The organism is Nocardia fodinahabitans (assembly GCF_052983615.1).
Map to the genome: position 1 here is coordinate 6,957,741 of NZ_JBRJJC010000001.1, position 12,303 is coordinate 6,970,043.

At 69.0% G+C, this 12,303-nt stretch carries 13 protein-coding genes and 1 pseudogene; 7 read left to right on the forward strand and 7 right to left on the reverse strand.

Annotated elements, in window-relative coordinates; translation table 11 throughout:
- Positions 1–102: 102 nt before the first annotated feature.
- Positions 103–327 (forward strand): DUF397 domain-containing protein, encoded by a 225-nt coding sequence (locus NV348_RS32770; RefSeq protein WP_218720531.1) that lies wholly within the window; start codon positions 103–105, stop codon positions 325–327.
- An 18-nt stretch (positions 328–345) separates the two neighbouring features.
- Positions 346–1,230 carry a Sco1979 family transcriptional regulator gene (locus tag NV348_RS32775; protein ID WP_447150353.1) on the forward strand — a complete coding sequence of 295 codons (885 nt, stop codon included), beginning with the start codon at positions 346–348 and terminating at the stop codon, positions 1,228–1,230.
- A 53-nt stretch (positions 1,231–1,283) separates the two neighbouring features.
- On the opposite strand, the gene NV348_RS32780 is transcribed toward NV348_RS32775, so the two are convergent.
- The 4 genes from NV348_RS32780 to NV348_RS32795 form a co-directional block, all read right to left on the reverse strand.
- Positions 1,284–1,538 carry a hypothetical protein gene (locus tag NV348_RS32780; RefSeq protein ID WP_447150354.1) on the reverse strand — a complete coding sequence of 85 codons (255 nt, stop codon included), beginning with the start codon at positions 1,536–1,538 and terminating at the stop codon, positions 1,284–1,286.
- 349 nt (positions 1,539–1,887) lie between these two features.
- Positions 1,888–2,544 carry an SDR family oxidoreductase gene (locus NV348_RS32785; RefSeq protein WP_447150355.1) on the reverse strand — a complete coding sequence of 219 codons (657 nt, stop codon included), beginning with the start codon at positions 2,542–2,544 and terminating at the stop codon, positions 1,888–1,890.
- 32 nt (positions 2,545–2,576) lie between these two features.
- A complete protein-coding gene (locus NV348_RS32790) occupies positions 2,577–3,068 on the reverse strand; it encodes a DUF2599 domain-containing protein (RefSeq protein ID WP_447151206.1) in 492 nt (163 codons plus the stop codon).
- A 90-nt stretch (positions 3,069–3,158) separates the two neighbouring features.
- Positions 3,159–3,410: a hypothetical protein gene (locus NV348_RS32795; RefSeq protein ID WP_447150356.1), complete on the reverse strand. Its 252-nt coding sequence runs from the start codon at positions 3,408–3,410 to the stop codon at positions 3,159–3,161.
- 495 nt (positions 3,411–3,905) lie between these two features.
- Here NV348_RS32795 and NV348_RS32800 point away from each other — a divergent pair.
- The 3 genes and pseudogenes from NV348_RS32800 to NV348_RS32810 all read left to right on the forward strand — a co-directional run.
- A pseudogene (locus tag NV348_RS32800) lies at positions 3,906–4,132 on the forward strand (lipase family protein); the annotation flags it as partial.
- A gap of 236 nt (positions 4,133–4,368) precedes the next feature.
- Positions 4,369–5,730, forward strand: a complete 1,362-nt coding sequence (locus NV348_RS32805; RefSeq protein WP_447150357.1) for a lipase family protein — start codon at positions 4,369–4,371, stop codon at positions 5,728–5,730.
- Positions 5,731–6,048: 318 nt separating this feature from the next.
- Positions 6,049–7,236, forward strand: a complete 1,188-nt coding sequence (locus NV348_RS32810) for an esterase/lipase family protein (RefSeq protein ID WP_447150358.1) — start codon at positions 6,049–6,051, stop codon at positions 7,234–7,236.
- 60 nt (positions 7,237–7,296) lie between these two features.
- Here the strand turns inward: NV348_RS32810 and NV348_RS32815 are convergent, their stop codons facing one another.
- Positions 7,297–8,520, reverse strand: coding sequence for a PucR family transcriptional regulator (locus tag NV348_RS32815; protein WP_447150359.1), 1,224 nt, complete (start codon positions 8,518–8,520; stop codon positions 7,297–7,299).
- 207 nt (positions 8,521–8,727) lie between these two features.
- Here NV348_RS32815 and NV348_RS32820 point away from each other — a divergent pair, with 207 nt between their 5' ends.
- Entirely contained in the window at positions 8,728–9,204 is a 477-nt protein-coding gene (locus NV348_RS32820; protein ID WP_447150360.1) for an HAD-IIIC family phosphatase, read from the forward strand.
- A 102-nt stretch (positions 9,205–9,306) separates the two neighbouring features.
- Here the strand turns inward: NV348_RS32820 and NV348_RS32825 are convergent, their stop codons facing one another.
- Complete coding sequence (locus NV348_RS32825) at positions 9,307–10,188, reverse strand: sigma-70 family RNA polymerase sigma factor (RefSeq protein WP_447150361.1); 882 nt, start codon at positions 10,186–10,188, stop codon at positions 9,307–9,309.
- Positions 10,189–10,268: 80 nt separating this feature from the next.
- On the opposite strand from NV348_RS32825, the gene NV348_RS32830 reads away from it, so the two are divergent.
- Positions 10,269–10,613, forward strand: a complete 345-nt coding sequence (locus tag NV348_RS32830; protein WP_447150362.1) for a DoxX family protein — start codon at positions 10,269–10,271, stop codon at positions 10,611–10,613.
- A gap of 43 nt (positions 10,614–10,656) precedes the next feature.
- Here NV348_RS32830 and NV348_RS32835 read toward each other — a convergent pair whose 3' ends face one another.
- Positions 10,657–12,246 carry a GMC family oxidoreductase gene (locus tag NV348_RS32835; RefSeq protein WP_447150363.1) on the reverse strand — a complete coding sequence of 530 codons (1,590 nt, stop codon included), beginning with the start codon at positions 12,244–12,246 and terminating at the stop codon, positions 10,657–10,659.
- Positions 12,247–12,303: the final 57 nt, after the last annotated feature.

A 12,303-nucleotide genomic window follows, 5' to 3' on the forward strand; every position in this document is an offset into this window, starting at 1 on the left:
ATGTCCCGATCGCAACGTGCAGATGCAAGAACGTTTGTGCGTGCATCTGCAACTTTCGTACTGATGGCATCAATCGAGAACGAGGAGTGTGACGTGTCCGGTATGCACCATGATCAGCGGGAACGCCCTGGCGTCGGCGACTGGCGCAAGAGCACCTTCAGCAACCCCAGCGGCAACTGCGTCGAGGTGGCCGAAGCGACGGACGGTTCGGTCGCCGTGCGCAACTCGCGCGACCCGCACGGCTCGGTGATCTTCTACACCCGGCCCGAGATCGACGCTTTCATCCGCGGCGCGAAGGCCGGAGAGTTCGACTACTTGACCCGGTGATCGGTAATATCGGCAGCCATGACGGCTGAACCCGACGAGATCGGTCGCGTGCAACCCGTTGTCGATCGCGGCCCCACCGTGCTGCGTATCGCCCTCGGTGGTCAGTTGCGCAAACTGCGCGAGAGCAAAGGCATCACCCGCGAAGCGGCTGGTGACGCGATCCGTGGCTCACACGCCAAGATCAGCCGGCTCGAACTGGGACGCACCGGATTCAAAGAACGTGACATCAGGGACCTGCTCACGCTCTACGGTGTCCACGACACCCGCGAGCGTGAGTCCTTCTTCGAACTGGCCAGGCAGGCAAGTGAACCCGGCTGGTGGCATCGCTACAGCGATCTGCTGCCCTCGTGGTTCAGCACCTATCTGGGGCTCGAGCAGGCGGCCAGCCAGATCCGCACCTATGAGGCCCAGTTGGTGCCCGGCCTGCTGCAGACGCCGGAGTACACGCGGGCGATCGTCACCCTCGGGTTCGACGACGCCGATACCGAGCGCCGGGTGCAGGTCCGTCAGCTCCGCCAGGAAGTGCTGCGCCGGGTCGACCCGCCGGTGGTGTGGGCGGTCATCGACGAGGCCGTCCTGCACCGCCCGATCGGCGGGCGGGATGTGCATCGCGCGCAGCTGCGCTATCTCGCCGAGCTGTCCGCGCTGCCGAACGTGACCGTGCAGGTGCTGCCGTACTCCGCCGGTGGGCACGCCGCCGCCGGCAGCTCCTTCAGTATTCTGCGCTTCGCCGAGCCCGAGCTGCCCGACATCGTCTACCTCGAGCAGCTCACCAGCGCGCTGTACCTCGAGCGTCGGCAGGACCTGGCGCTGTATCTGTCGGTGATGGATCAGCTCAGCGTGCAGGCCGCGCGGCCCGATCGCTCGCGCGAGATCCTGCTGGACTACGCCGACCGCGCCTGAGACGAGGCACCGCTACCGGGCGCCGCGGACGGCGCCCGGTCCGGGTCGGTGATTCAGTAGCGGATGCAGCCCGCGGCGATCCGCCAGAAGGTGTCGGGGGTCAGCGTCTGCAGATCCCAGTCGTCGGCCAATTCGTGCGCGGTGGTCACGATTCGGTCGATATCGAAATCATTGCGCGTCGCCGCGCCGGTGGATTCCACGGCATCGATGACATAGGCGACCGCTGTTTCCCTGGAGCACCCTGCGGTGACGGGGTGGGTCGTCGCTGCGCGATTGGCGAATCCGAAACGGCCGTTGGTGTTGTTCATGGTGAACGCCCCTGTGTTTAGGCAGTGGCAAACCCAAGGCAAACATAGCCCCAGGTGTGCCGCTCGCGGCCTCCCCTGACTATCCCCTGAATTGTGTTGCGGCCCTGAGTTTAGGACGGGTCAAGTTTCGAATGCAAGCACATCTGCATGATCGATTCCGTCTCGATGCAGGGCTTTTCTCGGCTTCTGAGCGGCGAATCCGGGTTTGCGCCACCGTGTTCGCGGCGAATGGCGGGTGGATATCGCCGTGACCGGCGGCTGGTCTCGCCCGCGGGGTGGCGCGGGGGTTGTCGCCCGTCGGCGAGATTCGGCCAGCCGGCCGAATATTGTTGCGATAGTTAATTTTCGGCTACCGAATTGCCGACACGGCCGACGCGATCGGCTCCGTGCCGGAGACCAATTCCAGCGTGTGCCGAAATGTATTGTCCGCGACCAAGAGCGACGCGAGGGTTGCGGCGACGTCGGCGCGGGGTATCGGACCGCGCGAAATCGGCGGTGGTCCGAGCGTGACCAGACCGTTGCCTGCGGCGTCGGTGAGCATGCCGGGTCGCAGGATCGTCCAGTCCAGTGCGCGGGCCCGCAGATCGTCTTCCGCGCGCGTCTTGGCCTCGATATAGGCGGCCCAGACCGCGTCGGTTCCCGGGGCAGGCGGTGAGCCTGCGCCCATCGTCGAGATCTGCACAAAGCGCCGGACGCCGGTCTGCTCGGCGGCGTCGGCGAGCTGCACCGAGCCGCCGAGGTCGACGGTGTACTTGCGCTCGGCGCCGCTACCCGGACCCGCGCCCGCGGCGAAGACGACCGCGTCCGATCCGGCGATCGCGGCGGCGAGGTCGCCGGGGGTGTCGCGTTCCATGTCGAAGATGACCGGAACGCCGCCGGTCGCGGCGATGTCGGCGGCCTGATCGGGACGGCGGATGAGCGCGTGGACCTGATCACCGCGACGGGTGAGCAACGGGGCCAGCAGCAGGGCGATCTTGCCGTGTCCACCGGCGACGACGATGCGCATGCGAGTGCTCCTTTCGAGCGGATCGGCCGCCGTCAGCGTTCCGGGCCGCCGGGATTGCAGTTCGCCGACACCGTGGCCGAATAGCCGACGGCGGGTCGCCACGGTTCGAGGTTCCAGCTCGGTTTGTCGGGCGCGACCATCCTCGCCCACACCCAGTGGCAGACGAATTGGTCCCGCATCCCCGGCGCGTCGGCGTCGGCGTCCAGGGCGAGAACCTCCTGCCAGGCGAGTTCGTCGGTGCCCGGCGCGGCGGTGTGTCTGCCCGCGACGGTCGGAACGACGAGCAGGCGGGGGCCGTCGATGGTGTCGGTCCAGGTGAGGTGATCGATCAGCGGCAGTCCGGAATACGGATCGACCGTCGGAGTGGGAGATACAAGGGTCACCGGCGGCTTGCTGGTCGAGCGGGGCGGCGTGGTGGTCGTCGACGGAGCCGCCGAGGCCGGCTCGTCGGCGGTGGTCGAGGCGCAGCCGGTGAGGCCGAGCGCCGCGACCGCGGCGAGTGCGGCCGGGAACTGCCACCGCATCACGCGAGGCCCTCCTTGTCGTCCTGGCGCGCGGCCGGGACGCGGCCGCCCGGCCAGCCTAGTGCGGCGGGCCCGGCGGTGCCGGAGGGCTCAGTGCCAGAGGGATCGGCAGGGGAGCCGGCGCAGTTCGGGCCCCACCTGCCCGTCGACGGTCACCAGCAGTCCGGCGTGCACCGCCGCGGTGGTGAACTCCCACGCCTCCGCGGGAGTCGCCGCGTACTCGAGGACCAGCGCGTCCTGCGGTGTCGCGCCGTCGAAGTAGACCGTGATCCGCCGGGTCGGTATCTCGGTGCGGTCGGTGCGATGGGAGGTGGCGGCGATGTTCTCGTCGATGGGAATCATGGCGTGCTCCTTTTGCCCCGGCGCTGGTGGGCGCCTTCCTACTCGACGGTAGGTCCCGGACCGTCGAGTGGAACATGTTCTGGAATTCACTGGAGATCTCACAGCCCTCCGGTGCCGCGGCGCGACGGTGACCGACGAGAATCGCCGTCGACTTGAATCCGGTCACAACGCGCATTCGTGCCGGTTGTGAGCTCCGCCGATCTCGGTCCGAAGGGGTACCGACGAGCCACGCTACCGGCAAGTATCGGTCTCGACGGTAGCGACACGGAAGGACAGCCGGATGATCTGGGTTGCCGCGGCACGATGGGACCGGGCCCGCCGTGGTGGCGGCGCTGGTGCCGGCCGTGGTCCGTGCCGCCCCCACGCACAGCGCACCTGTGGAACCTCGCCCGCGGCGCGGGTGGACAATGGCACTGCCGACCACCTCGGCCTCGGCTTCGCCTACGGCGCAGCCGAATCGGGTGGTCAGGTGACCCTCGACGGCATCCGGACCTGGGAAGACCGACAATGCCTGTCTGCGAATGGCTTTCGCCCATCGACGGCCTGATCCCGGTCGACGCGATCACCACCACCACGCGGCGCTGGTGCGCGGCGGGCACCCCGGTGGTCAACGCATCGACCCTACTCCGGACCACCTGACCGCAGCTGTGCTCGGACTGCCTTCCGCGCTGAGGTGGCTCGACGCGCGGCTGCCGGGGGAACCGGCGCCCAGCACCTGCTGAGCCCGGTTTCGATCGGCCCGGATCCGCACACCCCGACGCGGATCCGGGCCGATTGTTGTTGCGATCGTGCCGCATTGCGTCACGACTCGGGCACGACGCCGATTCGGCCGGGTGGTTCCGGCGTACCGTCAGTGGACTGACGAAGGCGCGCTCGGTGAGGTTCGGCGGGCGACGAAGCACCGCATCGCCGCACGTCAGCGACGAATCCGACGTTGCCACCCGAAGGCGTGTGTGCCATGCGATCTGTGCGTGTGCTGATCTGCTCGATCCTGCTGCTGTGTTCGTTCTCCGTCGGCAGCGCTGCCGCCGATCCCACCCCGGAATTCCCGGTGCCACAACCGGGTACGCCGGGCTTCCTGCCCGATCTGCAACGCTGGATCGATCAGGTGCTGCCGTCGCCGATCCCGTCCTCGGCCGGCACCGATCCCGACGCCGAGCTCGCCGCGCTGCGGGCCGCGGTCCTGCCCTCCGCCGTCGGCGACGCCATGTTCGACCAATGGCCCGACGGGCTGGCCGATCTCGCGCCGGGCGACATCATCGCCACGCGCGACATCCTCGCCACCGCGGGCCCGCTGACGCTGGTACCGCTGCGGTCGGCCACGCTGCTCAAATACCGGACCGACGATTCGCAAGGACGCCCGTCCTTCGCCACGGCGACCCTGCTCGTACCCGCCACCGACTGGACCGGCCCCGGCGACCGGCCGGTCCTGGTCAACAACCTGCCGATCGATGCGCTGGGACGCGACTGCACGCCGGGATACACCCTTTCGCACGGTCTCAATTTGCACTCCAGCATGACCGAATTCCTCCCGCCGACAACGCAATTGGCGGCGCTGCGCGGGTACGCGGTCCTGGTCCCCGATCACGAGGGCCCGTGGATGGCCTACGCGGAACCCTATGTCGCCGGGCACGCGGTGCTCGACGGGATCCGGGCGGTACGGAGCGTCGATCCGGCCGTGTTCGGCGCGAGCCGGTTCGCGATGACCGGCTACTCCGGCGGCGCCATCGCCACCCACGGCGCGGCCAAGCTGATCGATTCCTACGCACCGGAACTCGCGGACGTGATCGTCGGTGCGGCGCTGGGCGGCGTGCCCGCCGATTTCGAGATCCTCTCGCGCAGCATGAATGCGAATCTGGCCTCCGGGATCTTCATGGCGGCCACCTTCGCGATCGGCCGGGAACGCCCCGAGATCCTGGCCGCGATGAACAACCTGGCGCGCTGGGTCGCCACCTCGGTGATGAAGGACCAGTGCGTCAGCGTGTTCGCCGTCCCCGGCATCCTGCATTTGCCGATCGATGTCGGCGCGAACATCCCCGACCCGCTGCGCTCGGACCTGGCCACCCGGATCTACGAGATCACCAGGATGGCCGGAATGCGCTCGGCCACACCGCTCTACATCTACAACGGTGAGCAGGAGTTCTGGATCCCCGCCGCCGGCGCGCGGAATCTGTACCACGAGCAGTGCGTACTCGGCGCGAACGCGGTGTACCGCAGTGTGTTCGGCGAGCATGTGATCGGCGCGGTCACCGGATATCCGGAAGCGATGCTCTGGCTCGACGAGCGGTTGCAGGGGACCGCGGCGCGCGGTGAATGCTGACCCGCCGGAAGTGGGAATTGTCTTCGTTTCTCGCGGGCGGCTGCTGTGAACGTTCAGTGCGCCGACGAATTCCCGGTGGCGTGGGCGAGAGTGGCTGGTCGGGGCTGGTGAAACAGTTCCGGCGGTGACCAGGACGGTCGTGCGGTCCGGGTAGCCGAAGAATTCCTGTGCCCCCTCATGGGGGTTTTCGACGACCCGTGGTGACCTGTCCAGAAACCCGGAAATGGCAGAAATGCGGAGATTTTCGGGCCTTATGTTCGTTGCGGTTTCGACAACAGCCATTCGTATTTCTCGAATCGCACAGGAAGATACGCAACGATGAAATCTCCCAGTCGCAGACGGACGCTACAGACGGCGGTGCTCACCGGTGTCGGCGCGCTCGCCGTCGCGCTCACCGGTCCGGGGGCCGCCGCGTCCCCGGACCCCGCGCCCTCCGAGCAGGCCCTCGCCGACATCATCACCGCCGGCCGGGAGGTGGCCGGTCCCGGTAGCGGTTCGGCCTGCACCTCCGGCAGCGGCGCCGGGTCGGGGAACGGTTCGGGCAACTGCTTCGGCGGTTCGGGGTCCAGCTCGGGCTCCTCCGGTGGAAAGTCCACCGACACAATCGGTTACGGCCCCGCGCAGACCTCCTGGCTGGCCGCGTTCGGGTACGGACTCGGCAACGGTGACGCTGCCCCGCCCGGCGCCAACGACTGGAACTGCAAGCCGACCGCCGAACATCCACGTCCGGTGGTGCTGTTGCACGGCACCTGGATGAACGCCTACAACGGCTACGCCTTCATGGGCCAGCCGATCAAGGACGCGGGCTACTGCACCTTCACCTTCAACTACGGTCGCTCGGGCCTGGTCGAAGGCGGCGGTCTCGGTTCGCTGCTGCCCGGAGTCATGGGCACCGGCTACATCCAGGACTCGTCCAAGCAGGTCGCCACCTTCGTCGACCGCGTGCTCGCGGCCACCGGCGCCGGCGAGGTCGACATCATCGCCCACTCCCAGGGCGGCGCGCTGGCCAACTGGTACACCAAGTTCGACGGCGGTGCGGCCAAGGTCGAGAACCTGGTCACCTTCGGCGCCACCCACCACGGCACCAGCCTCGACGGCATCGGCGCCCTCGGCCGCATGATCAACAACGCCGGTATCGACATCCTGGGTCTGATCGAGATCTTCGTCGGGCACGCCGGTATCCAGCAGACGATCGGCTCGGACTTCGTCAACCAGCTCAACGCCAACGGTGACACCGTCGCCGGCGTCGACTACACCGTCGTCGGCACCCGCTACGACGAGGTCACCAACCCCTACGACCTGACCTTCCTGAAGCCGGGTCCCGGGGCCACCGTCGACAACATCACCCTGCAGGAAGGCTGCGAACAGGACGTCTCCGATCACCTGACGGTGATGTACTCCCCGCGTGCGCTGTCGATCGCGCTGCGGGCCCTCGACCCCGCGGGTAGCCCTGACCTGGTCTGCGAATTCAACCCCTGGCTGGTCGGGGGTGGCGGCTCCCTGTGAGACGACACGAAGGCGCTGTCCGCGATTCCGCGGACAGCGCCTTCGGCGTTTCGGGAGAGGTCAGGCAGCGGAGCGGTAACTGCGGGCGACGAGTGCCGAGCGCAGGTACCACAGGCCCGAGGGCTGGGTCGGGTCGAAACCGGTGAGCTGGCCGATCCGCTTGAGCCGGTAGTCGACCGTATTGGTGTGCACATGCAGCACCCGGGCGGTGCGCTGGCGGTTGAGATTGTTGGCGATGTGGCGCTGCAGGGTCTCCAGCAGTTCGGGGTACTGGTCCAGCGGGTCGAGCAACGAACCGAGGAACTCCCGGCCGGGGCCGGGGCGGGTGAGCTGGTACTCGAGGGCCAGCTCGTCGAAGCGGTACAGCCCCGAGGTGACGTCGAGCCGCTGCACCATGTCCAGCAGCTCGTGGGCCTGGTCGGCGGCATCGGGGACGCCGGTCGTGCTGGTCTCGACCATCGCCGCGGTGATGCCGACCTGGGCCGCCTGCGAGAGCTGGGCGACGAGCGCGGCCAGACCGTCGCGATCGAAGGTGCCCGCGGGGATGAGCACCGTGCCACCGTCGACACTGAGCAGCGACAGCGCCGAATCGCCGCAGCGCTTGGCCAGTTCGGCCTGCACCCGGCGCAGCTTGCGCCGCGCGACCACCTTCGCGTCGAGGGCGGGGTTGGCTTCCTCGCGGTGCGGCGGGATCGCCAGGGCGAGCACGGCGTAGGTCTCGGCGATCGCGATTCCGCACTCGCGGGCCATCGTCGAGGTGCTGTGGCCGCCGAGCAGCGCCGAGGTGAGGGTGTGTACGGCGGTGTGGTGTTCGCTGACCACGCCGCGCAGCTCCCGCACGTAGGCCAGCGACACCTGGGCGGTGATGGTGTCGAGCATCTCCATCACCATCTTCACGCCGTCGACCAGGTTGTCGTAGTCCTTCACCGACGCGTTCGCGACCACCAGGTCGAGGCCGATCTTGAAGCCCTCGGCGATCGAGTGGTGGATGGTGTCGATCGGCACGCCCTCGCGGGCCCAGCCGCTGGCCGCGTCCTGCAGGCGCTGCAGCTTGTTGGGGATGTCGCGGCCGTCGAGCATGCTGACGGCGAATTCCAGGCAGATCCGGGTGATGGTGGTGACGTCGCCGGAGATCGCGTCGCCCGGCAGCGTGCCACAGGGGACGACATTGGCGACGAAGTGGCCGACCATCTGCCGTGACAGGGCGCGCACGTCCTTCAGTGGCGACGACATCGGCTGACCGGAGATGGTCAGCGATTGCCGGGGTGGATTCTCAACGGACATCTGTGTTCCCTTCGCCCATCTTGCCGCTCTGCCCCCGCTGTCCAGCGACTTCACCCTAGCCAACCCGCGTCGATGCCGGAATGGAACGTCAGGTTATGGGTCGTGGACCCATGCTTGCTCGCCTGCTTGGTGAGCGGTCACAAGTCTGGTCCATCGCTATGAGTGGTTGTAGAGTTCTCCGCGCCGGAACGAACCGATAGGGGCACCATGCGACCTGCCGTCCGTTGTCTGGTCTGGGAACTGGACGAAACCCTGTGGGACGGCGTGGTCCATGACTCGACCAGCACCACGCTGCGCCCGCAGGCACTGCGTACGCTCACCAAGCTGAGCGCGCGCGGAGTGCTGCATGCCGTCGCGGCACGTGGTGATCGTTCGCGTACCCTGCGCACGCTCTATCGGCACGGCCTGTACGAGATGTTCTCGGCGGTGGAGGTGGGCTGGGGCCGCAAGTCGGCCTCGATCGTGCGGATCGCCGACACCCTGGGCCTCGGGCTGGCGGGGATGGCGTTCCTCGACGCCGAGCCGGTGGAACGCGCCGAGGTCTCGCGTGCGCTGCCGATGGTGCGCTGCTACGCGGCCCGCAACGCGGACATGCTGCCGCTGCTGCCCGATTTCCGTCACGACCTGCGCTCGGGCCCGGTCCCGACGCCGCCGCTGGGTTTCGCGCGCGTCCCGGCCCTCTGACGGGCCGAGTTCGACTGCGCGCACTGCGATCTCGCACGCGATGCGATGCAGCACCGCGTGCAATGTTGCACAGTGTGCCGAAATCGACCGGCGAGCAGCGGGTCAGGACTGCTCCGGCAGCAGCGACAAGGTGAGACCGGCCAGCCTGACGGGGTCGGCGACCACGTCGTAGGCGGCGATCCGCGTGCCCTCGACGGTGAAAACCAGCACGAACAGCGGTCGGCCCGCCCGGACGACGACGAGTCCGGGCCGACCGTCGACGAGGACCAGCACCGCCTCCCGCGAGCGCCTGCGCAGCACGACCGCGCCGTCCGCGACGGCGGCGGCGCCCCGGACCAGGGCGGCCATGCCGGGCGGGAGCGCCGCCGGATCGGCCGAGCGCACGACATCGGGGGCCAGCACGGCCAGCAATTCGTCCAGGTCACCCTCGCGCGCCGCCTTCAGGAACGCCGCGACGACGGCCCGCTGCGCCGTGAGTTCCGACTGCCCGATCCGGGCGGGCGCGTGGACGCGCTGCCTGGCCCGGCTGCCCAGCTTCTTGGTCGTGGCCGGCGTCCGCCCGAGCATCGGAGCGATGTCGGCGAAGGGGACGGCGAACAGGTCGTGCAACACGAACGCGACCCGTTCCTCCGGTCCGAGGACATCGAGGACGACCAGCAGCGCGCGCCCGACCGAGTCGGCGAGCAGGGCGTCGTCCTCGGGGTCGGCGCCGGGCCCGGTGGCCCGCGCGTCGGCGATGTCCGCTTCCGTGTTCTCGGCGCGCTGGGTGCGGGCGCGCAGCAGATCCAGGCAGATCCGGGAGACGACCGTGGTCAGCCAGCCGTCGAGATTGCCGATCTCGGCCACGGTGACGCGGTCCAGGCGCAGCCACGCCTCCTGCACCACGTCGTCGGCCTCGGCGGCGGTGCCCAGCATCCGGTAGGCGACGCCGCGGAGCCGGTCACGGCGCTGTTCGAAGGCGAGCGCGAGCGAATCCGGGTGCATCGGTCACCTTTCGGCCGGCCCGTTCGTCATCGGATCGACGGCGGTCGCCGTCGCTCACCGTAGACCGGAGGAACCCACTCATGCACACGAGCTTCGTCGTCGTCACCGTGCTCGCCGCACTGGCCGCGCTGATCGCCGCCGCGATGGATATCGTCCGCGCCGACTGGGTCCGCGAAAACATGCGCCGCTACGGCGTCGCGTCGTGGACACTGACCCCGCTGGCGGTGATCAAGGCGGTCGGTGGTCTCGCGCTGCTGGCGGGGCTGGCCTCGCGGCCGCTGGCGATCGCCGCGGCGGCGGGCCTGGTGCTGTACTTCGTCTGCGCGGAGTTGACCGTCCTGCGCGCCCGCGCCTACTCCGACCTCGGATACCCGCTGCCGTACCTGCTGCTCGCCGCGGCCTCGCTGGCGCTGGCCGTCGCCTGAGGCGGTGGTGGCGCGCCCGGTCGGACGCGCCACCACCGGCGGGTCAGGACTCGGCCAGGATGAAGTCCGCCGCCTGCTCACCGATGAAGATGGCCGGGGCGTTGGTGTGTCCGCGGATGATCAGCGGCATCACCGACGCGTCGGCCACCCGCAGGCCCTCCACACCGCGCACCTTCAGGTCCGGGGTGACGACGCTGGCGGCGTCGGTACCCATCCGGCAGGTGCCGACCGGGTGGTACAGGGTGTGCGAGAACTGCTCGATGGTCAGCGCCATGGTCGCCTCGATATCGTCGGGCGCCTCCGGCGGGTAGATCAGTGCGCCGAGCGCGCTCTTGAGCGCCGGCTGCTCGACCAGGCTCGCGCACACCCGCAGTCCGGCGGTCAGGGCGGCGCGGTCGGCGCCGTCCGGATCGGACAGGTACTGCGGGTCGATCACCGGCTTGGCCGTCGGATCGGCCGACGCGAGACCGATCCGGCCCCGGCTGCGCGGACGCAGCAGGATCGCGCCGACGACGACGCCGTGCTCGGTCGCCTCGACCAGACCCTCGTGATAGAACGGCGCGGGCGCGTAGATCAGCTCCAGGTCGGGGTGCTCGAGATCGGGTTCGCTGCGCACGAAGCCGTACGCCTCACCGACATTGGAGGTGAGCATGCCGCGATGACGGATCAGGTAGTTGATCAGCTCGAGCGGCTTCTCCGCCGCGAACAGCGAGTCGCTCTCGACGCTGTAGCCCAGCGCCGCGATCAGGTGGTCCTGCAGATTCGCGCCGACCTCGGGGGAGTGCGCGACGACCTCGATGTCGTGCTTGTTCAGCTCCTCCCGGTCGCCGATCCCCGAGAGCTGCAGCAGCTGCGGGCTGTTCACCGCCCCACCGCACAGGATGACCTCGCGATTCGCGGTCACGGTGTGGGTCTGCCCGTCGTGCAGGTATTCCACGCCGGTGGCCTTGGTGCCGTCGAACAGCACCCTGGTGGCCAGCGCTTCGGCGCGCACGGTCAGGTTGGCCCGCTTCATCGCCGGGCGCAGGTACGCGTCGGCGGTGCTCCAGCGCCTGCCGTCGCGCTGGGTGACCATCGTCTGCGAGAAGCCCTGCGGTGCGGGCCGGTTCGGCGACTCGAGCTCGTGGCCTGCCTGGCGCGCGGCCTCGAGGAAAGCGTGCGTCGAGGCGCGCGGGCTGCGCTGGCGCTGCACGTGCTGCGGGCCGCGCGACCCCTCGTCCGGGTACTGCGCGTCCTGGACGTTCTCGATCTTGCGGAACTGCTCGACCGCGGCCGCGAAGTTCCACTGCTCGCCGGCGAGGAGTCCCCACTCCTCGTAGTCGGCGCGGAAACCGCGCACCCACATCATCGCGTTCATCGACGACGAGCCGCCGAAGGTCTTGCCGCGCGGCCAGTAGATCTGCCGGTCACCGAGGCCGGGCTGCGGCTCGGTCAGGTAGTCCCAGTCACGCTCGGTGCGGAACAGCTTCGAGAACGCCGCCGGAATATGGGCGAATTTGTCGTCGTCGGCCGGACCGGCCTCCAACAGCACGACCGTGGTGCCCGGGTCGGCACTGAGCCGATTCGCGAGCACCGCCCCCGCCGACCCCGAGCCGACGATCACGTAATCCGCGGACGTCCCACCTGCTTGCACTGTCCAACTCCGATCCTGCACTGCATCTGTCGTAGCCAACTGGACGCGCCCGCTCGC